Source organism: Streptomyces sp. NPDC104307, from assembly GCF_055584045.1.
This window is the reverse complement of record NZ_JBVJMU010000021.1, coordinates 53,974-80,862: the sequence shown is the minus strand read 5'-3', so window position 1 is coordinate 80,862 and position 26,889 is coordinate 53,974. Positions and strand designations below refer to the sequence as shown.

20 protein-coding genes are annotated in these 26,889 nt (G+C 70.7%); 18 read left to right on the top strand and 2 right to left on the bottom strand.

Going from position 1 to position 26,889, the window contains the following annotated elements; translation table 11 throughout:
- Positions 1–17 precede the first annotated feature (17 nt).
- Complete coding sequence (locus ACZ601_RS34905; protein WP_469545385.1) at positions 18–1,589, bottom strand: purple acid phosphatase family protein; 1,572 nt, start codon at positions 1,587–1,589, stop codon at positions 18–20.
- A gap of 130 nt (positions 1,590–1,719) precedes the next feature.
- Between ACZ601_RS34905 and ACZ601_RS34900 the strand changes: the two genes are divergently transcribed.
- On the top strand, positions 1,720–2,760 hold the full coding sequence (locus ACZ601_RS34900) for a 3-isopropylmalate dehydrogenase (protein ID WP_440578808.1): 1,041 nt from the start codon (positions 1,720–1,722) through the stop codon (positions 2,758–2,760).
- Between the two features lie 239 nt (positions 2,761–2,999).
- Positions 3,000–4,088, top strand: a complete 1,089-nt coding sequence (locus ACZ601_RS34895; protein WP_440578809.1) for a branched-chain amino acid aminotransferase — start codon at positions 3,000–3,002, stop codon at positions 4,086–4,088.
- Positions 4,089–4,103: 15 nt separating this feature from the next.
- Here the strand turns inward: ACZ601_RS34895 and ACZ601_RS34890 are convergent, their stop codons facing one another.
- Entirely contained in the window at positions 4,104–5,540 is a 1,437-nt protein-coding gene (locus ACZ601_RS34890) for a cytosine permease (RefSeq protein ID WP_469545382.1), read from the bottom strand.
- Between the two features lie 157 nt (positions 5,541–5,697).
- Between ACZ601_RS34890 and ureA the strand changes: the two genes are divergently transcribed.
- From ureA to ACZ601_RS34810, 16 genes are all read left to right on the top strand, one after another.
- Positions 5,698–6,396 (top strand): urease subunit gamma, encoded by a 699-nt coding sequence (ureA, locus tag ACZ601_RS34885; protein ID WP_469545380.1) that lies wholly within the window; start codon positions 5,698–5,700, stop codon positions 6,394–6,396.
- Positions 6,396–8,078 (top strand): urease subunit alpha, encoded by a 1,683-nt coding sequence (locus ACZ601_RS34880; RefSeq protein ID WP_440578884.1) that lies wholly within the window; start codon positions 6,396–6,398, stop codon positions 8,076–8,078. The genes ureA and ACZ601_RS34880 overlap by 1 nt, the downstream gene beginning before the upstream one ends.
- 61 nt (positions 8,079–8,139) lie before the next feature.
- A complete protein-coding gene (locus ACZ601_RS34875; RefSeq protein WP_469545377.1) occupies positions 8,140–9,165 on the top strand; it encodes an agmatine deiminase family protein in 1,026 nt (341 codons plus the stop codon).
- 57 nt (positions 9,166–9,222) lie between these two features.
- A complete protein-coding gene (locus ACZ601_RS34870) occupies positions 9,223–9,828 on the top strand; it encodes a TetR/AcrR family transcriptional regulator (RefSeq protein WP_469545375.1) in 606 nt (201 codons plus the stop codon).
- A gap of 81 nt (positions 9,829–9,909) precedes the next feature.
- Complete coding sequence (locus ACZ601_RS34865) at positions 9,910–11,244, top strand: MFS transporter (protein ID WP_440576837.1); 1,335 nt, start codon at positions 9,910–9,912, stop codon at positions 11,242–11,244.
- Between the two features lie 277 nt (positions 11,245–11,521).
- A complete protein-coding gene (gene cimA / locus ACZ601_RS34860) occupies positions 11,522–13,129 on the top strand; it encodes a citramalate synthase (protein ID WP_440576838.1) in 1,608 nt (535 codons plus the stop codon).
- A gap of 436 nt (positions 13,130–13,565) precedes the next feature.
- The gene (locus ACZ601_RS34855; protein WP_440576839.1) at positions 13,566–14,540 is read left to right on the top strand and encodes a LacI family DNA-binding transcriptional regulator; all 975 of its coding nucleotides are present in this window, start codon (positions 13,566–13,568) and stop codon (positions 14,538–14,540) included.
- A 159-nt stretch (positions 14,541–14,699) separates the two neighbouring features.
- Positions 14,700–16,373, top strand: coding sequence for an ABC transporter substrate-binding protein (locus ACZ601_RS34850; protein WP_469545372.1), 1,674 nt, complete (start codon positions 14,700–14,702; stop codon positions 16,371–16,373).
- A gap of 23 nt (positions 16,374–16,396) precedes the next feature.
- Complete coding sequence (locus ACZ601_RS34845) at positions 16,397–17,455, top strand: ABC transporter ATP-binding protein (RefSeq protein WP_469545369.1); 1,059 nt, start codon at positions 16,397–16,399, stop codon at positions 17,453–17,455.
- On the top strand, positions 17,452–18,432 hold the full coding sequence (locus ACZ601_RS34840; protein ID WP_440576842.1) for an ABC transporter permease: 981 nt from the start codon (positions 17,452–17,454) through the stop codon (positions 18,430–18,432). The genes ACZ601_RS34845 and ACZ601_RS34840 overlap by 4 nt, the downstream gene beginning before the upstream one ends.
- 3 nt (positions 18,433–18,435) lie before the next feature.
- Positions 18,436–19,413, top strand: a complete 978-nt coding sequence (locus ACZ601_RS34835; protein WP_440576843.1) for an ABC transporter permease — start codon at positions 18,436–18,438, stop codon at positions 19,411–19,413.
- On the top strand, positions 19,410–20,435 hold the full coding sequence (locus ACZ601_RS34830) for an ABC transporter ATP-binding protein (RefSeq protein ID WP_469545366.1): 1,026 nt from the start codon (positions 19,410–19,412) through the stop codon (positions 20,433–20,435). Before ACZ601_RS34835 ends, ACZ601_RS34830 begins: the two co-directional genes overlap by 4 nt.
- 89 nt (positions 20,436–20,524) lie before the next feature.
- Positions 20,525–21,943: a GH1 family beta-glucosidase gene (locus ACZ601_RS34825; RefSeq protein WP_469545364.1), complete on the top strand. Its 1,419-nt coding sequence runs from the start codon at positions 20,525–20,527 to the stop codon at positions 21,941–21,943.
- Between the two features lie 45 nt (positions 21,944–21,988).
- Positions 21,989–23,863 carry a discoidin domain-containing protein gene (locus ACZ601_RS34820; protein WP_469545361.1) on the top strand — a complete coding sequence of 625 codons (1,875 nt, stop codon included), beginning with the start codon at positions 21,989–21,991 and terminating at the stop codon, positions 23,861–23,863.
- A gap of 144 nt (positions 23,864–24,007) precedes the next feature.
- The gene (locus tag ACZ601_RS34815; protein WP_469545359.1) at positions 24,008–25,447 is read left to right on the top strand and encodes a hypothetical protein; all 1,440 of its coding nucleotides are present in this window, start codon (positions 24,008–24,010) and stop codon (positions 25,445–25,447) included.
- A 187-nt stretch (positions 25,448–25,634) separates the two neighbouring features.
- Entirely contained in the window at positions 25,635–26,888 is a 1,254-nt protein-coding gene (locus tag ACZ601_RS34810) for an MFS transporter (protein ID WP_469545357.1), read from the top strand.
- The last annotated feature ends 1 nt before the right edge of the window (position 26,889 follow it).

Below are 26,889 nucleotides of genomic sequence, written 5' to 3'. Positions count from 1 at the left end.
ACCTGCTGATCAGTCCGTCAGTCCCGGCTGATCTCGAAGTGGTCGATGCGCTCGCCGGACTCGGCGAGCGCGGTGACCTTCATCCGGGCGTGCCGCCCGGCCTCCACCTCCACCGCGAGGAACGAGAAGCCGGTGTAGCGCACCCGTGACCACTCGACGGTCTCGGTGGCCTTTCCGCCGCCCTTGACCACGTGGTAGGTGTTCACGCTCTCCAGGTCCGTGACGTGTCCCTCGTAGCTGTCCGGTGCCGGGAAGTCGTACAGCGCCTTGCCCGCGCCGCCCGCGGTGACGTACACGATGCCGTCCCGCTTCGGGTTGGTGCGCTCACCGATGGGCACCTCGCGCTTGACGGTGTTCCTGAGAATCGCGTCGGTGCGCTCGTACACGTGGTTGTGCCCGTTGATGACCAGATCCACCTGGTGCTTCTCGAAGAGCGGCACCCAGGCGTCCCGCACCCCGCCGTCCGAGGCGTGCGCGTTGGTCGTGGAGAAGGCGCAGTGGTGGAAGAAGACCACCAGGAAGTCGATGTCCTGGCGGGCCCGCAGCTCGCCCAGGCGCCGGTCCAGCCAGCGGGTCTGCTTGCCGCCGCTGATACCGAAGTTGGCCGGGATCTCGTAGGAGACGTCGTTGGCGTCGAGCGCGATCACGCCCACGTTGCCGTGCACGAAGGAGTAGGCGCCCGGCTGGTTCACCGGGTCCGGTCCGTTGTCGGGCAGGGTCCAGCGGGCGTTCTGGCCGCCGTAGCCGTCCGGCGAGTACCAGGCCTCCATGTCGTGGTTGCCGGTGGTCACCATCCACGGCACGGTCTTCGACACCGTCTCCGTCTGCGCCAGGAACTGGTCCCAGGTGCGGGCGTCATAGGTGTCGCTCGTCTGGCCGGAGCCCGAGGGGTCGGCGTAGCAGATGTCCCCCGCGTGCAGATGGAAGGCGGGGTTCTGGCCCAGGATCAGCTGGTCGTTGCCGAGCGCGTGGTAGCTGACGCCCTGGTCGCCGAAGGCGGTGAAGGTGAAGTTCCCGGCGCGCGAGGGCGCGGTGGTGAAGGTGCCGAGGGTGCCCAGGTTGCGGGTGTCGGCCGGGTCGAAGCCGTCGTGGCCGACGCCGTAGTAGTACGTCGTGCCGGGCTTCAGCCGCTCCAGGCCCGCGTGTACGTAGAACTGCTCGGCGGCCGCGATCTTGCCGTCGTTCAGCCGGGGCGTGGTCAGGTGGCGCACCTCGGCGTCGATCTTCCGGCTCAGCGCCCACGGCTTGAGGCCGATCCGGATGTACGGGCGGCGCACGGCGAACGGGACCTGCCAGGAGACCGCCATCTGGGTCCTCGGGTCGGCGCCGTAGGCCAGGTGCCGGCCGAACGGGGCGACCAGCGAGCCGTCCACCCGGGTCGTGCTGTGCGAGGTGAGCACCGTCGGCGCGGCGTACGCGGGGGAGGCGGTCAGCGAGGTGCCGAGACCGGCACCGGCGACGGCGGCGGTCGCCACGCTCGTGCGCAGTACGCCGCGACGGGTCAGCCGGCTGCGCAGGTAGTCGTGCTGCTCGGCCATGCTCATGCGGTCGGCGAGCTTCTCGGGGATTCCGAAGCGGGGGATGTCCATGGGCGACAACCTCCACCCACTCGCTGACGTGCTCCCGTCGGATAGGTGAACGGTGCACGTACAACAGCCCATGTGTCCGCATGATGGACGCCACGTGTCATGGGGTGGGACGCGCAGTATCGTGCCGAACATGTCTCGCAGCATCAATCTCGCAGTGATCCCCGGTGACGGTATCGGCCGGGAGGTCGTGGCCCAGGGCCTCAAGGTCCTCAACGCTGTTCTCCCGCAGGATGTGAAGCTGGAGACCAAGGAGTACGACCTCGGCGCCCAGCGCTGGCACCGCACCGGTGAAACCCTCCCGGACGCGGAGCTGGAGGCCCTCAAGGGGCACGACGCCATCCTGCTCGGCGCGATCGGTGACCCCTCCGTGCCGTCCGGCGTGCTGGAGCGCGGGCTGCTGCTGAAGCTGCGTTTCGCCTTCGACCACTTCATCAACCTGCGGCCGTCGAAGCTGTTCCCGAACACCGAGACCCCGCTGGCCGGCCGTCCGGACATCGACTTCGTCGTCGTCCGCGAGGGCACAGAGGGCCCGTACACCGGAAACGGCGGTTCGCTGCGCACCGGTACCGAGCACGAGGTCGCCACCGAGGTCAGCCTCAACACCGCCTTCGGTGTCGAGCGCGTCGTCCGTGACGCCTTCGAGCGGGCCGCCGCCCGCCCGCGCAAGAAGCTGACGCTGGTCCACAAGAACAACGTCCTCGTGTACGCGGGCCACCTGTGGAAGAACACCTTCGACAAGGTGGCGGCCGAGTACCCCCAGGTCACCACTGACTACCTGCACGTCGACGCCGCGACGATCTTCTTCGTCACCCAGCCGGAGCGCTTCGACGTCATCGTCACCGACAACCTCTTCGGTGACATCCTGACCGACCTCGCCGCGGCCGTCTCCGGCGGCATCGGCCTGGCCGCCTCCGGCAACATCAACCCGACGGGCGCCTTCCCGTCGATGTTCGAGCCGGTCCACGGCTCCGCCCCCGACATCGCGGGCCAGGGCAAGGCCGACCCGACCGCGACGATCCTCTCCGTCGCCCTCCTGCTGCGCCACCTCGGCTACCAGGCCGAGGCCATGCTCATCGAGGACGCCGTCTCCGCGGACCTCGCGGAGCGTGAGGGGACCGCCCGCACCACCGACGAGATCGGCGACGCGCTCGCGGTACGCGTAGCGGGCTGATCCGACGACTGCCTCAAAGCCGCCGGGTCCCACAGGCACCCGGCGGCTTCTCCTGTGCGGCCCCGGGTGTCACCATCGAATCCTGGACCGCACACACGTCATTTCGTGCACGGCCTCCCGCGAGAGATAATCGAACGGGGCCGTGGCTCGCCATGAAGCTCGGACGTCCTAGCACTTGTCCGGCGCGAGAGAGCGTGCGCGCGGTCCTACACACACAAAACGGTGAAGGACACGTACTCATGACGACGCCCACGATCGAGCTCAAGCCCTCCTCGACCCCGCTGTCCGACGCGGAGCGCGAGGCGATCCTGGTCAAGCCCGGATTCGGCCGCTACTTCACCGATCACATGGTGACGATCAAGTGGACCGAAGGCCGCGGCTGGCACGACGCCCAGCTCGTCCCGTACGCGCCGCTGTCGATCGACCCGGCCAACATGACGCTCCACTACGGCCAGGAGATCTTCGAGGGCCTCAAGGCCTACCGCCGGCCCGACGGCTCGGTCGCCACCTTCCGCCCCGAGGCCAACGCCGCGCGCTTCCAGTCCTCCGCCCGCCGGCTCGCGATGCCCGAGCTGCCCGTCGAGACCTTCGTCGAGGCCTGCGACGCGCTGGTCCAGCAGGACGCGGCCTGGGTCCCGGCCCACGGCGGCGAGGAGTCGCTGTACCTGCGCCCGTTCATGATCGCGACCGAGGTCGGCCTCGGGGTGCGCCCGTCGAACGAGTACCTCTTCCTGGTCATCGCCTCGCCGGCCGGGGCGTACTTCCCCGGCGGTGTGAAGCCCGTCTCCATCTGGCTCTCCGAGGACCGGGTCCGCGCCGTCCCGGGCGGCATGGGTGACGCCAAGACCGGCGGCAACTACGCGGCCTCCCTGCTCGCCCAGGCCGAGGCCGCCGCCAAGGGCTGCGACCAGGTCGCCTACCTCGACGCCGTCGAGCACAAGTGGGTCGAGGAGCTCGGCGGGATGAACCTGTACTTCGTGTACGGGAACAAGATCGTCACCCCGTCCCTGACCGGCTCGCTGCTGGCCGGCATCACCCGCGACTCGCTGCTCAGGCTCGCCGCGGACCTCGGCTACGAGCCCGAGGAGAGCCGGGTCTCGATCGACCAGTGGCGCGACGACTCGGCGGCGGGCACCCTCACCGAGGTCTTCGCCTGCGGCACCGCGGCCGTCATCACCCCCGTCGGCACCGTGAAGAGCGCGGGCGGCGAGTGGACCCAGGGCGACGGCACGCCGGGGCCGGTCACCCTCAAGCTGCGTGAGCGCCTGCTGGACATCCAGCGCGGCACCGCGGAGGACACCCACGGCTGGATGCACCGGATCGGCTGACCGGGCACGAGCCCGTCAGGGCGTGTGCTGAGCCGTCGGCCGGGCCCCTCCGCGGGCCCGGCCGACGGCGTTGTGCGCGCCCGGCCGGGTCAGCACGGCGTACGTCACCCCGCCCACCAGCCCCGACAGCACGAAGCTGCAGTCCACCCCGCCGGTCAGCGCGAGCAGCGGGCCCTCGTAGAGCGGGGTGGAGACGCCGCACAGGCCCACCGCGGCGCCGAGCGCCCAGCCGGAGGTGGCGTGCGGGTGCCAGCCGGACCGGAACCAGTAGACGCCGCCCCGGGTGCCCCGGTTGTAGACCTGGAGGGCCTCCGCGTCGTACGCACCCCGGCAGCGCCGGTGCGAGATCATCGTGATGACCGCCCAGGGCGTGCCGATCGCGGTGAGCAGCAGGACGAACGACGTCATCGCCGACTGCGCGTTCCACACGAAGTGGCCCAGGAACACGAACGCCGTGGCGACCCCGGCGACGACCAGCGTGGCCCGTGCCCGGGTGGCGCGGGGCAGGATCGCGTCCAGGTCGAGGCCCATCGAGTAGAGCATCAGCCCGGCGTTGCCCACCGAGCCCGCGGTGGCCGCGAGGAGCAGCGGGACCAGGTACCAGGCGGGTGCGGCGGTGACCAGCGGCCCCGCGTAGTCGAGCGAGGCGCGGGCCGCGAGCGCGGTGTACGTACCGAAGAGCTGCGGGACCAGCAGTCCGACGACCAGGCCGAGACAGGTGGCGCGCAGTACCCGGCGCGGGTGGTGGCGGACCGGTGAGATGTACCGGGTGTAGTCCCCGAGCAGTGTGATGAAGGCGATCGGCCCGCTCAGCCCGGCGGCCACGGCGGACAGCGCCCAGGTGGGCCAGAACGAACCGAGCAGGTACGGGGTGTCCGGCGGCGCCGCCGTCGTGAGGTCCGGCGCGTAGGCGATCAGCCCGATGAGCAGCAGTACGGTCATGCCGACCGCGAGGATCTTGCTCAGGCGCAGCAGCAGCCGGTACCCGTACACCGCGCCGACGACCGTACAGGCCGCCAGGACCGCGTAGACCAGGGTGTGCGAGAGGCCGCCGGAGGGGAGTCCGGCGAGGCGGGCCAGGGTGCCCACCATCACATCGCCGCCGATCCACAGGGTGAGAGCGGTGTACCCCAGCGCGAGCAGCAGTCCGACGACGGACCCGACGAGCCGGCCGCGTACGCCGAAGGCCGCGCCGCTGGAGGTCGACAGGTTCGTCGCCGTGCGCAGCGAGACCAGGGCGAGCGGTGCGGTGACCGCCACCCCGACGGCCGTGCCGGCGACGACCGAGGTCACCGCGGGCCACAGGCCCAGCCCGAAGGAGACCGGCAGCCAGCCGAAGACGATCACGCCCAGGCAGAGGTTCGATCCGAGCAGGATCGAGACGAGGTCACGCGGAGTGCTGGTGCGCTCCGCCTCCGGGATGGTGTCGACTCCGCGCTGTTCGATCGGCATGAGGCCGCCCCTGACGTTCGACTGTTTGAGTGCTGCTCAATGTGACGTAGGTCGATGCGACTCGTCAATGGTCTCGATGTTCTGGATTCTTTGTGTGAAGGGTGGAGTGCTGGGCGGCCCGCAGTTAGAGTGACGTTCAAACAGGAGGTGTGGTGACGTGCGACTGACCCCGACTGAGCGTGACCGGCTGCTGCTCTTCGGAGCCGCCGAACTCGCCCGTGCCCGCCGGGCCCGCGGGCTGAGGCTCAACGTCCCGGAGGCGACCGCGCTGGTCGCGGACACCGTCTGCGAGGCGGCCCGCGACGGGCGGCGGCTCGCGGAGGCGATAGCGGCCGCCCGTGCCGTGCTCGGAGCCGACGATGTGCTGCCGGGAGTGGCGGACGTGGTCACGGAGGTGCACGTGGAGGCCGTCTTCGACGACGGGTCACGGCTCGCCGTGGTGACCGACCCGATCGGCGCCGGTGACGGGACCCGGCCGGGCGACAGCGCCCCCGGCGCGCTGCTGCCCGCCCCAGAGCACGCCGAACCGGAGCCCGTGCTGCGGCTGACCGTCCGCAACACCGCGACGGTGCCGGTCAGCGTCACCTCGCACTTCCACTTCTTCGAGGCCAACCCCCGGCTCGACTTCGACCGGGCGGCCGCGTACGGCATGCGGCTGTGCGTGCCGGCCGGATCGTCGGTCCGGTTCGATCCGGGCGGCGCCGCCGAGGTCGGACTGCAGCCGATCGGCGGCGCCCGGATCGCGATCGGCTTCGCCGGTCTGGTCGACGGTCCGCTGGACGCGCCCGGCGCGAAGGAGGAGGCCCTGCGACGCGCGGTGGCCTGCGGCTATCTCGGAGCGGAGGGCGAGGACTGATGGACCCCTACGAGTACGCGTCGGTGCACGGACCCCGTGCCGGGGACCGGGTCGTGCTGGGCGACTCCGGGCTCGTGGTGCGCGTGGAGTCGGACGCGCAGCGTCACGGCGACGAGTTCCTGGCCGGATTCGGCAAGACCGCGCGCGACGGGCTGCACCTCAAGGCCGCCGCCGTCCGCGACACCTGCGACGTCGTCATCAGCAACGTGCTGGTCATCGACGCCGTCCAGGGCATCCGGAAGGTCTCCATCGGCATCCGCGAGGGCCGCGTCCACGCGATCGGCCGGGCCGGCAACCCGGACACCCTCGACGGGGTGGACGTCGTCGTCGGCACGGGCACCACCATCGTCCCCGGTGAGGGCCTGATCGCCATGGCCGGCGCCGTCGACACCCATGTCCACCTGCTCTCGCCGCGCATCCTGGAGGCCTCGCTCTCCTCCGGCGTCACCACCGTCATCGGCCAGGAGTTCGGCCCGGTCTGGGGCGTCGGCGTCAACTCGCCGTGGGCGCTGCGGCACGCGTTCAACGCGTTCGACGCCTGGCCCGTCAACATCGGCTTCCTGGCCCGGGGTTCGTCCTCCGACGACGCGCCGCTGGTGGAGGCGCTGGCCGAGGGCGGGGCGTCCGGCTTCAAGGTGCACGAGGACATGGGCGCGCACACCCGCGCCCTGGACACCGCCCTGCGGGTCGCGGAGGAGCACGACGTCCAGGTCGCCCTGCACAGCGACGGGCTCAACGAATGCCTCTCCGTCGAGGACACCCTGAGCGTCCTGGACGGCCGGACGATCCACGCCTTCCACATCGAGGGCTGCGGCGGCGGACACGTACCCAACGTCCTGAAGATGGCGGGCGTCCCGAACGTCATCGGCTCGTCCACCAACCCGACGCTGCCCTTCGGCCGGGACGCGGTGGCCGAGCACTACGGGATGATCGTCTCCGTCCACGACCTCAAGACCGACCTGCCCGGCGACGCGGCCATGGCCCGGGACCGGATCAGGGCCGGGACGATGGGCGCGGAGGACGTCCTGCACGACCTCGGCGCGATCGGCATCACCTCCTCCGACGCACAGGGCATGGGGCGCGCGGGCGAGACCGTACGCCGCACCTTCGCCATGGCCGGAAAGATGAAGGCCGAGCTGGGCCCGCTGGAAGGCGACGGCCCGCACGACGACAACGCCCGGGTGCTGCGCTACGTGGCCAAGCTGACGATCAACCCGGCCATCGCGCACGGGCTGAGCGACGAGATCGGCTCCATCGAGGTGGGCAAGCTTGCCGACATCGTGCTCTGGAAGCCGCAGTACTTCGGCGCGAAACCGCAGCTGGTCCTGAAGTCGGGCTTCCCCGCCTGGGGAGTGACGGGCGACCCCAACGCGGCGACCGACACCTGTGAACCGCTGGTCCTGGGACCGCTGTTCGGCGGACACGGGGCGACCCCGGCCGATCTCTCGGTGGCGTTCGTGGCGAAGGCCGCAGCCGCTCTCGGCTCCGACCTGATGCCGACCCGGCGGCGCAGGGTCGCGGTACGCGGCACCCGTTCCATCGGCCCTGCGGACCTGCGCCTCAACTCCCGCGTCGGCGAGGTCGGGGTGGACGGGGACAGCGGACTGGTGACGCTGGACGGGGCTCCGATGCGGTCCGGGCCCGCCGACTCGATCTCGCTCAACCGCCTCTACTTCTTGTAGATCCAGCACTCCACGAGTACCGCTCCGCTTCACGACACACAGCCTTCAGGAGTCCGACGAGATGACCTTCCGCATGCCGGCCGAATGGGCCCCGCACGAGCGCACCTGGATGGCCTGGCCCGGCCCCAACGCCACGTTCACCGGCGACGAACTGGTCAGGGCCCGCGAGGCGTGGGCCGCCGTGGCCCGCGCCGTACGCCGCTTCGAGCCGGTGACCATGGTCGTACCGACCGGGCGGTCCCAGGAGGCCGCAGCCCTGCTCGGCCCGGACATCGAGCTGGTCGAACGCGAGCTGGACGACGCCTGGATGCGCGACATCGGGCCGACCTTCGTCACCGACGGCAGCCGCCTCGCCGCCGTGGACTGGGTCTTCAACGGCTGGGGCGCGCAGGACTGGGCCGTCTGGGAGCACGACGCGAAGATCGCCCGCCACGTCGCCGGCCTCGCCGGAGCCCCGGTGCACAGCTCGCCCCTGGTCAACGAGGGCGGCGGCATCCACGTCGACGGCGAGGGCACCGTACTGCTCACCGAGACCGTGCAGCTCGGCCCGGAGCGGAACCCGGGCTGGACGAAGGAGCGGGCCGAGGCCGAGATCCACGCCAGGCTCGGCACCACGAAGGCGATCTGGCTGGAGCGCGGGCTGACCGGCGACTACCCGCCGCACGGCTTCGGCACCCTCGGCCATGTCGACATCGTCGCCGCGTTCGCCGGCCCCGGCGTCGTCGTCGCCCACACCCAGCCGGACCCCGCCCACCCCGACCACGAGCTCTGCGCGCGGAACGTGGAGCTGCTCCGTTCCCGGACCGACGCGCGGGGCCGGGCCCTGCGCGTCGTCGAGGTCCCCGCGCCCGCCGCCGTGCGGGACGAGGAGGGCCACTGGGTCGACTACTCCTACATCAACCACTACGTCTGCAACGGCGGCGTCGTGCTGTGCGGCTTCGACGACCCCCGCGACGAGATCGCGGCGGGCATCTTCCGCCGCCTGTACCCCGGACGCACCGTCACCCTGGTCGACGCCCGCACGATCTTCGCGGGCGGCGGCGGCATCCACTGCATCACCCAGCAGCAGCCCGCGGTCCCCGGCTGACCGGCGCATCCGGTAGAACGTACGGGTGAACCAGACGCCCAGCGCACCGGCCGCGCGATGACCCCGCCCCCCGCCAGACGGCGCAACACGGCCCCGCCCCGCGAGTCCCTGCTCGTCGCCGCCATGGCCACCATCGCCGAGCGCGGGCTCGACGGGCTGACCATGGCCGGGCTCGGCCGGGAGGTCGGGATGAGCAGCGGGCACCTGCTCTACTACTTCCGGACCAAGGACGAACTGCTGCTGCAGACCCTGGAGTGGAGCGAGGGCCGGCTCGGCGGCGAACGCGGCGCCCTGCTCTCCCGGCAGGCGCCCGCCGCCGAGCGGCTCGACGCGTATGTCGACCTGTACGTCCCCGACGGGCCGCGCGACCCGCACTGGACGCTCTGGCTGGAGGTCTGGAACCGCTCGCAGAACGCCGACGCCGACGCCCGCGGGCGGATGGCCGCGATCGAGGGGGCCTGGCACCGGGACCTGGTGGCGCTGCTGGCCGAGGGCATCTCGCGCGGCGAGTTCGCCGCCGTGGACCCGGACCGCTTCGCCGCCCGGCTGCGCGCCCTCCTGGACGGCTTCAGCGTCCACGTCGCCGTCGGCATCCCCGGCACCGGACGCGAACAAGTCCTGTCCCACGTAGAGGAGTTCCTGCGGGATTCGCTACTGCGATGAACACAACGCACGTAAGTACGCCCGATCGTTGCCCGCTGAATCCTTGTGAGTCGTCCGGCCGTTGGGGCACGGTGACCAACCATGGGACGAGAGCAGTGGAAGAAGATCTGGGTCGGCTCCGCCGGCAACATGGTCGAGTGGTTCGACTGGTTCGTGTACGCGACGTTCGCGGTCTACTTCGCGGACGCGTTCTTCCCCGAGGGCAACGAGACCGCCAACCTCATGAACACCATGGGGATCTTCGCCGTCGGCTTCTTCATGAGACCGGTCGGCGGCTGGCTGCTCGGCCGGATCGGTGACCGCAAGGGCCGCAAGGCCGCGCTCACCCTCACCGTCACCCTGATGTCGGCCTCCGCGATCCTCATCGCGATCGCGCCGACCTACGACGTCGCCGGGTACGGCGGCGTCGCCGTCCTGATGCTCGCCCGGCTGCTCCAGGGACTCTCGGTCGGCGGTGAGTACGCCGCCAGCGCCACCTACCTCACCGAGGCCTCCGCCCCGGAGAAGCGCGGCTTCGCCTCCAGCTTCCAGTACGTCTCCATGACCGCGGGCCAACTCGTCGGCCTCGGGCTCCAGATCGTCCTCCAGCGCAACATGTCCGACGCGGCGCTGCACAGCTGGGGCTGGCGCATCCCGTTCGTCGTCGGGGCGCTGGGCGCCCTCATCGTCTTCTACCTGCGCCGCTCCATGCTGGAGACGGAGGTGTACGCCGGCTCCGGCGCCGCCGAGCAGGAGGACCGCGGCACGCTCAAGGTGCTCTGGCAGCACCGGCGCGAGGCGTTCCTGGTGATGGCGCTGACCATGGGCGGAACGGTGGCGTACTACACGTACACCACCTACCTCACCAAGTTCCTCTCCAAGAGCGCCGGCATGGACAAGTCCACCGCCTCGCTCGTCAGCTTCTGCGCGCTGTTCGTCTTCATGTGCATCCAGCCGCTGGCCGGCATGCTGTCCGACCGGATCGGCCGCCGCCCGCTGCTGATCACCTTCGCCGTCGGCTCGACCTTCCTGACCGTGCCGATCATGACGATGCTCCGGCATGCCAGCACCTTCTGGCCCGCGCTCGGCCTCGCGCTCCTCGCCCTGGTCGTGGTCACCGGCTACACCTCCATCAACGCCTGCGTGAAGGCCGAGCTGTTCCCGACCGGCATCCGCGCCCTGGGGGTCGGCCTCTCCTACGCCGTCGCCAACGCGCTGTTCGGCGGCACCGCCGAGTACGTGGCGCTCTGGTTCAAGAACGCCGGCGCCGAATCCGGCTTCTACTGGTACGTGGCGGGCTGCGCCGCGGTCTCCCTGGTCGTCTACCTGTCGATGCGCGAGACCCGCGACATCGACCTGAACCGGGTCGCCTCCGCCGGGCAGCCGCAGGGGCAGCCGCGGCAGTCCGGGGCGACGAGCGTCACGCCCGCATCCTGAGACAGGGCACGGCACGGAGGCGGTCCTGTGCCAGACTGCCTCCGTGTCCTCGTTCGTCATGATTATTGGCAACAGGCGCGCCGGTCCGCAGTGACCGTCCCGTACCACCACGTACGGCGCGGCCATCGTGCCCCAGACCCGCGCGCAGACCTCTCGCACCCGCGAGGGGTTTTTTGTTTTCCGGCCCTCACCTCGGCCGGAGCGAGGCGCGCGGGATGATGGGGGCAAGTGGAGCCAGATCGTCCGGATCCACTCATCCGACAGGAGTCAGACCAGCATGACCACCAAGGCCAAGCCCACCGACGACAGCTTCCACGTCTTCGACACCACCCTGCGCGACGGTGCGCAGCGTGAAGGCATCAACCTGACGGTCGCCGACAAGCTCACCATCGCCCGGCACCTGGACAACTTCGGCGTCGGCTTCATCGAGGGCGGCTGGCCGGGCGCCAACCCCCGTGACACCGAGTTCTTCGCCCGCGCCCAGCAGGAGATCGAGTTCCGCAACGCCGAGCTGGTCGCCTTCGGCGCGACCCGCAGAGCGGGCGCCAAAGCGGCCGACGACCCCCAGGTCAAGGCGCTGCTGGAGTCGGGCGCACCGGTGATCACGCTGGTCGCCAAATCCCACGACCGCCATGTGGAACTGGCCCTGCGCACCACGCTGGAGGAGAACCTGGAGATGGTCCGCGACACCGTCTCCTTCCTCCGCGAACAGGGCCGCCGGGTCTTCGTCGACTGCGAGCACTTCTTCGACGGCTACCGCGCCAACGCCGAGTACGCCAAGGCCGTCGTGCGGACCGCGTCCGAGGCCGGCGCGGACGTCGTCATCCTCTGCGACACCAACGGCGGGATGCTCCCGGCCCAGGTCCAGGCCGTCGTCTCCACCGTCCTCGCGGACACCGGCGCCCGCCTCGGCATCCACGCCCAGGACGACACCGGCTGCGCCGTCGCCAACACGCTGGCCGCCGTCGACGCGGGCGCCACCCACGTCCAGTGCACCGCCAACGGCTACGGCGAGCGGGTCGGCAACGCCAACCTCTTCCCCGTCGTCGCCGCGCTGGAGCTCAAGTACGGCAAGACCGTGCTGCCCGAGGGCGCGCTGGCGGACATGACCCGCGTCTCGCACGCCATCGCGGAGGTCGTCAACCTCGCCCCCTCCACCCACCAGCCCTACGTCGGTGTCTCGGCCTTCGCGCACAAGGCCGGGCTGCACGCCTCCGCGATCAAGGTCGACCCCGACCTCTACCAGCACATCGATCCCGCGCTGGTCGGCAACAGCATGCGGATGCTCGTATCGGACATGGCGGGCCGCGCCTCCATCGAGCTCAAGAGCCAGGAGCTCGGCATCGACCTCGGGGGCGACCGCGAGCTGGTGGGCCGGGTCGTCGAGCGGGTCAAGGAGCGCGAGCTCAAGGGCTACACCTACGAGGCGGCCGACGCCTCCTTCGAGCTGCTGCTGCGGGCCGAGGCCGAGGGGCGGGTGCGCCGCTACTTCCGTACCGAGTCCTGGCGCGCCATCGTCGAGGACCGCCCCGACGGTACGCACGCGAACGAGGCGACCGTGAAGCTCTGGTCCAAGGGCGAGCGCATCGTCGCGACCGCGGAGGGCAACGGCCCGGTCAACGCGCTGGACCGGGCGCTGCGGGTGGCCCTGGAACGGATCTACCCGCAGCTCGCCAAGCTGGAGCTGGTGGACTACAAGGTCCGCATCCTGGAGGGGCGCACCGGCACCGACTCCACGACCAGGGTGCTGATCACCACCGGCGACGGCACCGCCGACTGGTCGACCGTGGGTGTCGCGGAGAACATCATCGCGGCGTCCTGGCAGGCGCTGGAGGACGCGTACACCTTCGGACTGCTGCGGGCGGGGATCGAGCCGACGGAGTAGTGCGGGGCCCGCCGCGCCGCCGGGACACGGACACGTCCGGGCGGCGCGGCGGGCTTTGCGGATGTACAGCCGGTGCTTTGCTCCGGTGGGAATGCCGTCCTGCGCGCGGCCGGTCCCCGGCCGGTCCCGAGCCGCCCACGGGGTCGCGGACGGGGCATGAGTGAACTGCCCTCATGCACGGAGTTGCTGATGAGGCCTGAGTGAACTGCCCTCAGGCACCCACGTCAAGAGTATGCGTGTTCAGGACTTGAACGCATCGGCCTTCCTCGCAGCTCGAAGGATGGGTACGGACCAATCTCGGTGTGAAGTATTGACGGCTCTGTGTCGGCGGGGTTAACTCACGCCACCAACGCCGGTACCGGTTCCGGAACCGGTTGCGGTACCGGTTCCACGACCGGCCGTTCGCTCTGTCCTGTGGTGTCCTGGAGGCCCTCCGATGCGTGTCACCATCGCTGATGTCGCCCGCGAGGCCGGCGTCAGCAAGACGACCGTGTCCCGGGTCATCAACACCAAGGGCGAAGTGGACGGTTCAACGGCCGCCCGTGTTCGTGAAGTGATCGCACAGCTCGGTTATGTGCCCAGCTCGGGCGCCGTCGGTCTGGCCCGCGGCAGCAGCCGCACGGTCGGCATGCTGGTGCCCTCGCTGACCTGGCCGTGGATGGGCGAGGTGCTTCAGGGCGTCGTCGACACCGTCGAGGCCGCCGACTACGGTCTGCTGCTCTTCACCTGCAACCGCGGGGCCGAGTCCGTGGAGCGCTTCACCAGCCAGGTGTCGGCGCGGGCCTTCGACGGACTCGTCGTGGTCGAACCCGAGAACACCCTCGACCACCTCACCGCACTGCACCGCGCCGGCCTGCCGATCGTGCTGATCGACGATCGCGGCCACCACCCCGAGTTCCCCTCCGTCGTGACCACCAACCACGAGGGAGGCGCGTCGGCCGCCCGCCATCTGCGGGCTGCCGGGCGCACCAAACCCCTGGTCATCACGGGACCCCACGACTTCGGCTGCGTACGCGACCGGCTCGCGGGATTCGTCTCCGTGCTGCCCACGGAGCTCGTCGTCCGCGGCGACTTCACCGAGATCTGCGGCCGGCTGGCCGTGGAGCAACTCCTCGCCTCCGGGGTGGAGTTCGACTCGGTCTTCGCGCACAACGACATCACCGCGGCAGGCGTGCTGCGGGCGCTGCGCGCCGCGGGACGGTCCGTCCCCGGCGACATCGCGGTGGTCGGCTTCGACGACATCCCGATGGCCGAGCACACCGAACCGCCGCTCACCACCGTGCGCCAGCCCACCCGGCAGATGGGTGAGACGGCCGCGCGGATGCTGCTCTCGCACCTGGGCGGCACGGCTGTACCCGACGCACCCCTCGTGCTGCCCACCGAACTGGTCGTGCGCCACTCGGCGCCCTAGCGGCCGGGGCCGGCCACGGCCCCACCGCTCCCGTACTCCGCGCAGCAGCCGGCTGCGCGCACCCGCACCGCATCAGCACCCGCACCAGCCCGTACCCGGCGCGCCGAGCGCTGTCCGTTTCCGGATCTCCCAGACCCGCCAGTCCCTCCTGGAGTCGTTATGTCCGCACGCCGTCACACGCTCAGAGCGGTCGCGCTCGCCACCGCGGTGGTCGCGCTCGCCGCCGGATGCTCGTCAGCCAACTCGAACAACAAGAAGAGCGGCGGCGCCGCGTCGGGCGTCCTGAACATCGGCAAGCCGGACGGGCCGCAGACGAACAACAGCAACCCCTTCCTCAACACGTCGGCGGGCGCCACCCTCGGCTACCGGTACATGATCTACGAGCCGCTCGCGATGGTCAGGCAGATCCGGCCCGCCGAGAAGGCCAAGCCGTGGCTGGCGACGGAGTGGAAGTGGGACCTCAACTTCACCAAGGTCACCTTCACCCTCGACGACAAGGCCAAGTGGGCCGACGGCAAGCCGCTGACCGCCGACGACGTCGCGTTCACCTTCAACATGCTGAAGAAGCACCCGGCGCTCAACCAGGACGGCATCGCGTGGGGCGGGGTGAAGGTCGAGGGCAAGAAGGTCGTGCTGACCTTCGACGACTCGCAGTACGTCAACCAGAACAAGATCATCCAGCAGTTCATCGTGCCCAAGCACATCTGGGAAGGCGTCAAGGACCCGGAGACCTGGCCCAACCGCACACCCGTCGGCTCCGGCCCGTACAAGCTGAAGACGTTCACCCCGCAGACCACCACCCTGACCGCCACGCCCACCTACTGGAAGGGCTCGACGAAGGTCAAGGAGCTGCGCTACAGCACCTACAACGACAACAGCGCCGCCACCACCGCGCTGGCCAGCGGCAAGCTGGAGTGGTCGTTCGTCTTCATGCCGAACTACAAGCAGCTGTTCATATCCAAGGACCCCAAGAACCACAAGCTGTGGTTCCCGTCCGGCCTCGGCATCCACGGCCTCTGGTTCAACACCGCCCGCAAGCCGTTCGACAACCCGGCGCTGCGCAAGGCCATGGCGATGGTCGTCGACCGCAACGCCATCTACACCCAGGCCGAGGCGACCCTCTACCCGGAGATCACCAACCCGACCGGCATCCCGCTGCCCGCCGGTAAGTCCTTCATCGCTCCCGAGTACAAGAACGCCACCACCAAGCCCGACGTCGACGGCGCCAAGAAGGTCCTGGAGAAGGCCGGCTTCACGCTCAGCGGCGGCGTGCTGAAGGACCCGAGCGGCAAGGCCGTGAAGCTGACCTTCACCGACCCGGCCGGCTGGAACGACTACATCACCGGCCTCGCGATCATCAAGGACAACATCAAGCAGCTCGGCATCGACGCCAAGGTCAAGACGCAGACGGCCGACGCCTGGACCGCCGACGTGGCCAACGGCAACTTCGACGCCACCCTGCACTGGACCAACAGCGGCGCGACCCCGTACGACATGTACCAGAACATCATGGACGGCGCGCTGCTCCAGCCCATCGGCAAGCCCTCCCAGCAGGGCAACTTCGGCCGCTTCAAGAGCACGGAGGCCACCGAGGCGCTCAAGGACTTCGCCAACGCCACGTCCGACACCACCCGCATCACCGCGATGAACACCCTGCAGAAGATCATGGTCGAGCAGGCGCCGATGATCCCGACGGCGGCGGCGCCCATCGGGGCGGAGTACTCCACCAAGAACTGGGTGGGCTGGCCCACGGAGGCCGACCCGTACGCCGACCCCCAGCACACCCAGCGCTCTGCGCTGGAGATCGTGCTGAAGCTCAAGCCCGCCAAGTAGGACGCAGGGACCAGGTACCGGCCATGTCTGAACAGTTCGAAAAAGACCACATCGTGCTCGAAGCACGCGGAGTCACCAAACACTTCGCCGTTCGGCGCACCGGCCGCGATCTCCTCGCGGGCAAGCGCCGTACCGTCCACGCCGTCGACGACGTCTCGCTGAAACTGCGGCGCGGCACCGTCACGGCACTGGTGGGGGAGTCGGGCTCCGGGAAGTCCACCGTCGCCAGACTGCTCGCCCAGCTGTATCCGCTCACCGAGGGCGAGATCCACCTGGGCGGGCAGCCGGTGAAGGCCGGACGTGGCCGGTCCTTCCGCAGTTACGTACGCCGGGTCCAGCTCATCTTCCAGGACCCGTTCGCCTCGCTGAACCCGGTGCACACCGTGCGCTACCACCTCACCCGGTCACTGAAGATCCACGGCCGGGCGGGGAACGGCGAGGCGGAACTGGAACAGAACCTGACCGCTCTGCTGAACCGCGTCCAGCTGACTCCTCCTCATCAGTACCTGGACAAGTTCCCGCACGAGCTGTCGGGAGGTCAGCGCCAGCGCGTGGCCATCGCCCGCGCGCTCGGCGCCGACCCCCAGGTCCTCCTGGCGGACGAGCCCGTCTCGATGCTGGACGTCTCGATCCGGCTCGGGGTCCTCAACCTGCTCAAGGACCTCAAGGACCGCATGCACCTCGCGATCCTCTACATCACCCACGACATCGCCTCCGCCCGCTACTTCGCGGACTCCACGCTGGTGATGTACGCGGGCCGGATCGTGGAGGGCGGCGACAGCGAGACCGTCACCCAGCGCCCCGCCCACCCCTACACCCAGCTGCTGATCGCCTCGGCGCCCGACCCGGACCGGGTGGTCGCGGAGGAGGAGCAGGAGGAGACCGGCAGCGGCGAGCCCCCCTCGCTCATCGACCCACCGGCCGGCTGCCGCTTCCACCCGCGCTGCCCCAAGGCGATGGAGCGCTGCCGCACCGAGCTGCCGCCCCGATTCGACCTGGCCGACGGCCAGTGGGCGGCCTGCTGGCTGTACGCGGACGGCGCCGGCCGCGCCGCCGACCACGAGAAGGAGGCCGCGAAGTGAAGTACCTGCTCCAGAGGCTCGCCTTCTACCTGGTCACCGCATGGGCGGCGATCACCATCAACTTCCTCATCCCGCGCCTGATGCCCGGCGACCCGGTGCAGGCGCTCATCGCCCGGTTCCAGGGACAGCTGGACACCAGCGCCATCGCCTCCCTCGAAGCACTCTTCGGCCTGGACAAGCACCAGTCGATCTGGCAGCAGTACACCGACTACTGGGGCCACCTGCTCGACGGCGACCTCGGCCTGTCGTTCACCTTCTTCCCGACCCCGGTCAGCGAGGTCATCGCCCAGTCGCTGCCGTGGACGCTCGCGCTCGTCGGCATCACCACGCTGATCAGCTTCGTGCTCGGCACCGGCATCGGGGTCTTCACCGGCTGGCGGCGCGGTTCATGGCTGGACAGCCTGCTGCCCGTCACCACCTTCATCTCCGCCATCCCGTACTTCTGGCTCGGCCTCATCGCCATCTCGCTGTTCGCCGTGAAGTGGCCGCTCTTCCCGGCCGCCGGCGGCTACGACAACTCGCTCGTGCCCGCCTTCGACTGGCCCTTCATCTCCAGCGCCCTCTACCACGGCGTGCTGCCCGGCCTCACCATCGTGCTCAGCGCGGTGGCCGGCTGGATCCTCGGCATGCGCAACATGATGGTGACGGTCTCCTCCGAGGACTACGTCATGGTCGCCCAGGCCAAGGGGCTCTCCGAGCGCCGGGTGATGTTCGGATACGCCGCCCGCAACGCGATCCTGCCCAACATCTCCGGCTTCGCGCTCTCGCTCGGCTTCATCGTCGGCGGCACCCTGCTGGTGGAGATGGTCTTCTCCTACCCGGGCATCGGCTACCAGCTCTTCCAGGGCGTGGGCGCCAAGGACTACCCCCTGATGCAGGGCGTCTTCCTCATCATCACGCTCTCCGTCCTGGCGGCGAACCTCCTCGCCGACGTCCTCTACATGGTCCTCGACCCCCGTACCCGAAGGGAGGCCTAGGACATGGCCGTCACCGCCACAGAGGTCGCCGTACTCGACGCGGCCGAGACCCCGGCCGCCAGCAAGCGCAAGTTCCGGTTCCTGCGCGGACGCAAGACCGTCGTCGGGCTCTGCATCCTGCTCTTCTTCGTGCTGATCGCCGTCATCGGCCCATGGATCGCCCCCTACGACCCGGACACCATGGGCAAGGAACTGCTCCAGCCGCCCTCCGGGGCGCACTGGTTCGGCACCACCCAGACCGGTCAGGACGTGCTCTCGCAGATCCTCGTCGGCACCCGGGGCGTCCTCGTCGTCGGATTCATCGCGGGCATCCTCGCCACGATCCTGTCCGTACTGATCGGCGTCAGCGCCGGCTTCCTCGGCGGCACCGCCGACGAGGTGCTCTCGCTGCTCTCCAACGTGTTCCTGGTCATCCCCGGACTGCCGCTGATCATCATCATCGCGAGCTTCGTCTCCGACACCGGAGACCTGCTGATCGCCGGCGTCATCGCCCTGACCTCCTGGGCCTGGGGAGCACGGGTGCTGCGTGCCCAGACGCTCTCGCTGCGCCGCCGGGACTACGTGGAGGCGGCCCGCGCCACCGGCGAGTCGACCTGGCGGGTCATCTTCTTCGAGGTGATGCCGAACCTGACCGCCGTCATCGCCTCCGGCTTCGTCGGCACCGTCATCTTCGCGATCCTCTCCGAGATCACCCTCGCCTTCATCGGCGTCGCGGACATCTCCAACTGGAACTGGGGGACCGTCCTGTTCTGGGCGCAGTCCAACCAGGCCCTGGCCCAGGGCGCGTGGTGGTGGTTCGTACCGGCCGGGCTCTGCATCGCGCTGCTCGGCATGTCCCTCGCCCTCATCAACTTCGGCATCGACGAATTCGTCAACCCGCGCCTGCGCACCGAGACCGGCGGCTCCCGCAAGGTCCGGATGCGGGTCGGCTTCACCCCCGTGGCCCGTACGGGCGACCCCGGGAAGGAGAACCGCTCATGAGTGAGCCCGTCCTCAGCATCAGCGGCCTCAACGTCGACTACGGGACCGGGGACGACGCCGTGCACGCGCTGCGCGACATCGACCTCACCCTGCACCGGGGCGAGGTGCTCGGCCTCGCGGGCGAGTCCGGCTCGGGCAAGTCCACGCTGGCGTACGCCGTCACCCGGCTGCTCTCCCCGCCCGGTGTGATCACCGGCGGCGAGGTCCGCTACCACCAGCGCGACGGCGGGACGCTCGACCTGCTGACCCTGTCCGCGCCCGAACTGCGTGCCTTCCGCTGGCAGGAGCTGTCGATCGTCTTCCAGGGCGCGATGAACTCCCTCAACCCGGTGCACACGGTCCACAGCCAGCTCACCGACGTACTCCAGGCCCACCGCCCGGAGATGAAGCGCACCGAGCGCACCGCACGCGCCCAGGAGCTCCTGAAGCTCGTCGGGATCTCCGCCGACCGGCTGGCCGCCTACCCGCACCAGCTCTCCGGCGGAATGCGCCAGCGCGTGATGATCGCGATGGCCCTCGCGCTGGAACCCGAGGTCGTCATCATGGACGAGCCGACGACGGCCCTGGACGTCGTCATGCAGCGGCAGATCCTGCGCCAGCTGGTCAGGCTCCGTGAGGAGCTCGGCTTCTCCGTCGTCTTCATCACGCACGACATCTCGCTCCTGATCGAGTTCTCCGACCGGATCGCGATCATGTACGGCGGCCGGATCGTCGAGGAGGCCGCGTCCGCCGACATCTACCGCGACCCCCGCCACCCCTACAGCGACGGACTGCTGCACTCCTTCCCCGCGCTGCACGGCCCCCGGCGCGAACTCAGCGGCATCCCGGGCTCGCCCCCGCACCTGTCCGCGATGCCCGCCGGCTGCGCCTTCCACCCCCGCTGCGCCAAGAAGGTCGAGGGCTGCGACACGCACGTCCCGGTGCTCGCCGCACCGAACGGGGACAGCTCCCGCTCGGTGGCCTGCTGGCTCCACCGGGAGGCCCCGGCCCCCGCCGGCCACGTACCGGCCGCCCGGTCGTAGGGCCTGTCGTCGAACTGGCCGCCCTCCGGGCGACGACGGCAGTTTGACGACACGTCCTGGCTCCAAGTCCCGCACACCACAGGAGAACCATGAACCTCGTCACCCCCCAGGCCTACGCCCGCGAGATCGCCGCCCAGGCCGTTCCCGGTCTGCCCGCGGACTTCCGCTGGGGCGTCGCCACAGCCGCCTACCAGATCGAGGGGGCGGCGGCGGAGGACGGCCGGACGCCCTCGATCTGGGACACGTACTGCGGGGTGCCGGGCATGGTCGTCCGCGGTGAGAACGGCGATGTGGCCTGCGACCACTACCACCGGATGCCGGAGGACGTCTCGCTGATCGCGGGCCTGGGCGTCGACACGTACCGCTTCTCGCTGGCCTGGCCGCGCATCCAGCCCGGCGGCCGGGGCCCCGCCAACGCCAAGGGTCTCGACTTCTACAAGCGGCTGATCGACGAGCTGGACGACAAGGGCGTCACCCCGTGGATCACCCTCTACCACTGGGACCTGCCGCAGGAGCTGGAGGACGCGGGCGGCTGGCCGGCCCGTGACACCGCCTACCGGTTCGCCGAGTACGCGGCCCTCGCCTACGACGCCCTGGGTGACCGGGTGAAGCACTGGACCACGCTGAACGAGCCGTGGTGCTCGGCGATGCTCGGCTACGCCTACGGCAACCAGGCCCCCGGCCGGCAGAACTTCGGCGAGGCGATCCACGCCGTCCACCACCTGCTGCTGGGCCACGGCCTCGCCTCGCGGTACCTGCGCGAGCAGGCCGCCGCCCGGGGCAACGAGCTGGAGCTCGGCCTCACCCTCAACCTGGGCACCGCCACCCCCGAGACGGACAGCCACGAGGACGCGGAGGCCTGCCGCCGCGCCGACGGACTCGGCGCCCGCCTCTACCTGGACCCGGTCGTCAAGGGCGCCTACCCCGAGGACATCGTCACCGACCTCGCCGTCCAGGGAATCGAACTCCCGGTCCAGGAAGGCGACCTCGCGGTCATCGCCACCCCGCTGGACGTCCTCGGCGTCAACTTCTACCGGGGCTCGCTCTTCTCCGGCGTCACCGAACAGGGCGCGGTGCTCGACGCCGACGGCCTGCCCGTCACCCGCGTCGTCGAGCGCGACCTGCCCCGTACCGCCATGGACTGGGAGATCACCCCCACCGCCCTCACCGACCTGCTCGTCCGCCTGGAGAAGGACTACGGTCTCCCGACGGTCATCACCGAGAACGGCGCCGCGTTCGACGACACCGTCTCCGAGGACGGCGCGATCCACGACGCGGAGCGCACCACCTATCTCGCCGACCACATCGCCGCCGTCGCCGCCGCCCGCTCCCAAGGGGCCGACGTCCGGGGGTACTTCGCCTGGTCGCTGATGGACAACTTCGAGTGGTCCTACGGCTACGACAAGCGATTCGGCATCGTCCGCGTCGACTACGACACGCAGGTGCGGACGCTCAAGGACAGCGCCAAGTGGTACCGCGACACCATCCACCACACCCGCAACGCGTAGCCGCGTGCGCGGCCGCGCACCTTTGATACGAACGGGAGCCCCACCGTGCCCTCTCGTACGACTCTGGCAGCCACCACCGCAGCTCTGATCGCCCTCGCCGCCCCCATGGCCTTCGCGGCGCCCGCCCCCTCGCGGGCCGCCGTGCGGGCCGCGGCCTGGGACACCGACCTGACGGCCGCCGCCCACACCGCGAACCCGGACGCCGTCACCGCGTCCGGCAGCGAGAACGACGCCACCGGTCCCGGCGCCGCCGCGGACGGCGACGCCGCCACCCACTGGTCGAGCAACGCCGCCGACGACGCCTGGCTCCGGGTCGACCTCGGCGCCGACTACCGGATCAGCCAGGTCACCCTGGACTGGGAGGCGTCCTACGGCAAGCAGTACGCCCTGGAGGTGTCGAAGAACGGCACCGACTGGACGACGTTCTACACCGAGGACGCCGGCACCGGCGGCAGCGTCACCGCCCACACCTACCCGCAGGAGGCCACCGGCCGCTACGTCCGGATGCGCGGCATCCAGCGTGCCACCGGAGGCGGCTACGCGCTGTCCGCCTTCAAGGTGTACGGGGGCGAGCCCGCGCCCGCCTCCACCACCCGCACCAACCTGGCCCTGAACCACCCCGCGTACGGCAACCTCTACCAGGACGCGGGCAGTTCACCCGCCTTCGTCACCGACGGCGGCTGGCCGGCCGACCTCAAGGGCGGCCAGTCCCGCTGGTCGAGCGACTGGAACGCAGAGCGCTGGGTGAGCGTCGACCTCGGGGCCACCTCCACCATCGACTCGGTCGACCTGTACTGGGAGGCGGCGTACGGCGTCGACTACCGCATCCAGGTGTCCGACGACAACAGCACCTGGCGCACCGTCTACCAGCCCACCGCCGACGAGGTCGCCGCCCGCCGCGCCGACATCAAGGCGCCGGGCGACGCCGCCGGACGCCACGACACCGTCACCCTGCCCACCCCGGCGACCGGCCGCTACGTCCGGATGCTCGGCGTGGAGCGCCGCTCCTTCTACAACCCGGCTCCCGCCACCGCGCAGTTCGGCTACTCGCTCTACGAGTTCCAGGTCTGGGGCACCGGCGGCAGCGCGGACGCCGCCTACCCGGCCCTGCCCAAGGACCCCGGCGGCGCCTACAGCACCACGTTCTTCGACGACTTCACGGACTCCGGCCTGGACCGCTCCAAGTGGCGGGTGGTGCGCACGGGTACGGAGATGGGGCCGGTCAACGGTGAGTCGCAGGCCTACGTCGACTCGCCGGACAACATCCGCACCGAGAACGGCGCGCTCGTCCTGGAGTCGAAGTACTGCAAGGGCTGCACCTCCACACCCAACGGCACCTTCGACTTCACCTCCGGCCGGATCGACACCAACACCAAGTTCGACTTCACCTACGGCAAGGTCAGCGCCAGGATGAAGCTGCCGGTCGGGGACGGCTACTGGCCCGCGTTCTGGATGCTCGGCAGCAACGTCGACGACCCGACGGTCTCCTGGCCGGGCTCGGGCGAGACGGACATCATGGAGAACATCGGCTACGGGGACTGGACCAGCTCCGCGCTGCACGGACCCGGCTACTCGGCCGACGGCAACATCGGCGCGCAGCAGACCTACGCCGACGGCGGGCGCGCCGACGAGTGGCACACCTACGGCGTCGAGTGGACGCCGGAGGGCATGACGTTCACCGTCGACGACCGGGTCGTCCAGAAGACCTCCCGGCAGAAGCTGGAGTCCACCCGGGGGCAGTGGGTCTTCGACCACAACCAGTACGTGATCCTCAACCTGGCCCTCGGCGGCGCCTACCCGGCCGGCTGGAACAAGGTCACCGAGCCGTACTGGGGCCTGCCGCAGTCCAGCGTCGACCGGGTCGCCCAGGGCGGCATCAAGGCCGAGATCGACTGGGTCAAGGTCGAGCAGAAGAAGTAGGCCTCCCGTCGCCCGGCCCCACGCGGGCCCGGCGACGGGACGCCCCGTCCGGCAGAGCTGCCGGACGGGGCGTCCCGGGGAATCCAGGCCAGGACCCACCGGTCCCGGGACGCAGCGATCGGCCGTGTGGGTTACGTTCGAGGTATGCGGAACAGACCGTTCCCGACCTTCCTGCTCCCTGCGCTCCTGGCCGGGCTGCTGGCGCTCCTGTCGGCGGCCGCCCTGGTCCTGGCGCTCGCCCCGCCTGCCACTCCCGCCGCCCCCGCCGTCACTTCGGCCACGCGTGCCTCCACCGTCGAAGACGTGGCGCGGGCGCTGCGCAAGAGCCCGGTGTACGTGGACCCGGCCGCCTCTGCGCAGCTCTCCCGCGGCCAGGCGGCGGCCCTGACGAAGAAGATCAAGGACGCGGACAAGCCGGTGTTCGTGGCCGTGCTCCCGCAGACCTCGGCCTTCCCCGCGTCGAGCGTGCTCAGGACGGTGCGCACCGACACCGGGATCACCGGCGTCTACGCCATCCGGCTCGGCGACGGCTTCAACGCGGGCGCCGACCCACAGGTGATGTCCGGGCAGGCGGTACGCAACCTCACCGCCGCAGTGAAGGCGCCGGGCGCGGACCCCGACGCCGCGACCCAGCTGAACGGCTTCGTGGACCGGGCAGTCGAACAGGCCAGGGGCCACGCCCCCGACTCCTGGGGCGGCTCCTCGTCCGGCGGGAGCTCGTCCACCGCCGGGCTGATCGCGGTCGGCGCGGTGGTGGTCCTCGGCGGCGCGGGCGCCTACACGATCGTCCGCCGCAACCGCAGGCGCAAGGAGACGGAGGAGCAGGCGGCGCTCGACAAGCTCCGGGTCGTGGTGGACGAGGACATCACGGAGTACGGCGAGACGCTGGACCGGCTCGACTTCCATCCGGCGGAGGCGGGCGCCGACGACTCGATGCGCGCGGACTACGAACGCGCCCTCGACTCCTACGAGAGCGCCAAATCCCGCATGGAGCACGCCCGGCACCCCTCCGACGTGCGCGGAGTGACCCAGGCACTGGAGGACGGGCGCTTCTCGCTCGCCGTCCTGGACGCCCGGCGCACCGGCGCCGAACTGCCCGCGCGCCGCCCGCCCTGCTTCTTCGACCCGCGCCACGGCCCCTCGGTGGCCGACGTCCGCTGGTCCCCGTCGGGCGGCGCGGCCCGCGAGGTCCCGGTCTGCGGCGCCGACGAGATCCGGCTGCGCGACGGCGAGGACCCGATGAGCCGCACCGTGGACATGGGCGACGGCAGCCGCCGCCCATACTGGGAGGCGGGCCCGGCCTACGGCCCCTGGGCGGGCGGCTACTTCGGCGGCGGCCTGCTGCCCGGACTGCTGGTCGGCACGATGCTCGGCTCGATGCTCTCCACCCCGGCGTACGCGGCGGAGTACGGCGGCGGTGACTTCGGCTCCGGCGGCGACTTCGGCGGCGGAGACTTCTCCGGCTCCGACTTCGACTCCTCGGGCTTCGGCGGCGGCGGGTTCGGAGACGGCGGAGGCGGGGGATTCGGTGACGGCGGCGGATTCGGCGGCGGTGGCGGGGACTTCGGGGGCGGCGGGTTCTAGGAAGCCGTCCGGCGATGAGTTCCGGACGGGCCGGCAGTCTCCGTTCCCGCCCCCGCCGGGCATCGCGTCGGGACACAACCAGCGGTTGTGTCCGGCCCCGCCGGTTGTTTGCTCTCACCGCTCCCGCTCGCTTTGATGCCTGGTGGCCGGCGTGCGGCTGTCCGGACCGGTGAGAGGCATGTGAGGCATGGCGGGCAGACGGAAGCTGGGGCGTCGGTTCGGGTGGCTGTGGGCGGCGTACGCGGTCAGCTCGTACGGCACCGGGCTCGGGTTCGGCGCGTTGCCGCTGATCGCGGTGCTCGTGCTGCACAGCGGGCCGGCCCAGGTCGCGGCGCTGGCCGCCGCCGGGCGGGCGGTGGGGGCGTTGGTCGCGGTGCCGCTCGGCCCCTGGATGGAGTTCCGGCACAAGCGGCCGGTGATGATCGCGATGGACCTGATCCGGTTCGCTGCGCTGATGAGCATTCCCGCCGCGTTCGCGCTCGGTCTGCTCGGCTTCGTCCAGCTCCTGCTCGTCTCGGTCGTCGTCGCGGCGGCCGACATCGCCTTCAAGGCGGCGAGCGGTGCCTATCTGAAGGCGCTCGTCCCGTCGAAGGACCTGCTCGTCGCGAACGGCCGCTTCGAATCCACGACGTGGACCTCGACCATGATCGGGCCGCCGCTCGGCGGGGCCGCGATCGGGCTGTTCGGCCCGGTGACGACCGTGGTCGCCGACGCGGTCAGCTACCTGCTCTCTGCGCTCGGTATCCGCGCCATCGGCGGAACGGAACCGGGCCCCGCCCGCACGGGGGCGCCCCGGCCGCCGGCCGGTGAGCTGCTCGACGGCTGGCGCTACCTCCTCGCCCACCCCACGCTGCGCCCGCTGCTCCTCAACTCGATCGTGGTCAACGGCCTGATCATGGCCTCCGCGCCGATCCTGGCCGTACTCCTGCTCGGCCCCCTCGGCTTCGCCCCCTGGCAGTACGGTCTGGTGTTCGCCGCCCCCTGCGTCGGCGGCCTCGTCGGCTCACGGCTCGCGCACCCGCTGGCGGCGCGGTTCGGCCACCACCGGACGATGACCGCCTCCGGGGCGCTGCGCGCCTGCTGGCCCGTCGGACTCGCGTTCGTCGGGCCCGGTGTCCCCGGAATGGCGCTCATCATCCTCGTCCAGCTCGGCCTGGTGACCTGCTGCGCCCTGTTCAACCCGCTGCTGGCCACCTACCGGCTCGACCACACCGAACCCGGCCGGGTGGCGCGCACCCTGTCCGCCTGGTCGATCAGCAGCAGCGCCGCCATCGCGGCCATGACCGCGCTGTGGGGGCTGCTGGCCGCTGTCACGAGCCCGCGCGCCGCGATCGCCGTCGCCGGGGTCGTCCTGCTGGCCACCCCGCTGCTGCTGCCCCGCCGCGAGAGCGCCCCCGGACCGGCACCCGCCGGCGCCGGGGAAGCCGTCGACCGGGTCTGAG

Bases quoted from the DNA above. Each gene is read 5' to 3' on its own strand.
- ACZ601_RS34905 (WP_469545385.1), bottom strand. From the start codon at position 1,589: ATGGACATCCCCCGCTTCGGAATCCCCGAGAAGCTCGCCGACCGCATG.
- ACZ601_RS34900 (WP_440578808.1), top strand. From the start codon at position 1,720: ATGTCTCGCAGCATCAATCTCGCAGTGATCCCCGGTGACGGTATCGGC.
- ACZ601_RS34895 (WP_440578809.1), top strand. From the start codon at position 3,000: ATGACGACGCCCACGATCGAGCTCAAGCCCTCCTCGACCCCGCTGTCC.
- ACZ601_RS34890 (WP_469545382.1), bottom strand. From the start codon at position 5,540: ATGCCGATCGAACAGCGCGGAGTCGACACCATCCCGGAGGCGGAGCGC.
- ACZ601_RS34880 (WP_440578884.1), top strand. From the start codon at position 6,396: ATGGACCCCTACGAGTACGCGTCGGTGCACGGACCCCGTGCCGGGGAC.
- ACZ601_RS34875 (WP_469545377.1), top strand. From the start codon at position 8,140: ATGACCTTCCGCATGCCGGCCGAATGGGCCCCGCACGAGCGCACCTGG.
- ACZ601_RS34870 (WP_469545375.1), top strand. From the start codon at position 9,223: ATGACCCCGCCCCCCGCCAGACGGCGCAACACGGCCCCGCCCCGCGAG.
- ACZ601_RS34865 (WP_440576837.1), top strand. From the start codon at position 9,910: ATGGGACGAGAGCAGTGGAAGAAGATCTGGGTCGGCTCCGCCGGCAAC.
- cimA (WP_440576838.1), top strand. From the start codon at position 11,522: ATGACCACCAAGGCCAAGCCCACCGACGACAGCTTCCACGTCTTCGAC.
- ACZ601_RS34855 (WP_440576839.1), top strand. From the start codon at position 13,566: ATGCGTGTCACCATCGCTGATGTCGCCCGCGAGGCCGGCGTCAGCAAG.
- ACZ601_RS34850 (WP_469545372.1), top strand. From the start codon at position 14,700: ATGTCCGCACGCCGTCACACGCTCAGAGCGGTCGCGCTCGCCACCGCG.
- ACZ601_RS34845 (WP_469545369.1), top strand. From the start codon at position 16,397: ATGTCTGAACAGTTCGAAAAAGACCACATCGTGCTCGAAGCACGCGGA.
- ACZ601_RS34835 (WP_440576843.1), top strand. From the start codon at position 18,436: ATGGCCGTCACCGCCACAGAGGTCGCCGTACTCGACGCGGCCGAGACC.
- ACZ601_RS34830 (WP_469545366.1), top strand. From the start codon at position 19,410: ATGAGTGAGCCCGTCCTCAGCATCAGCGGCCTCAACGTCGACTACGGG.
- ACZ601_RS34825 (WP_469545364.1), top strand. From the start codon at position 20,525: ATGAACCTCGTCACCCCCCAGGCCTACGCCCGCGAGATCGCCGCCCAG.
- ACZ601_RS34815 (WP_469545359.1), top strand. From the start codon at position 24,008: ATGCGGAACAGACCGTTCCCGACCTTCCTGCTCCCTGCGCTCCTGGCC.
- ACZ601_RS34810 (WP_469545357.1), top strand. From the start codon at position 25,635: ATGGCGGGCAGACGGAAGCTGGGGCGTCGGTTCGGGTGGCTGTGGGCG.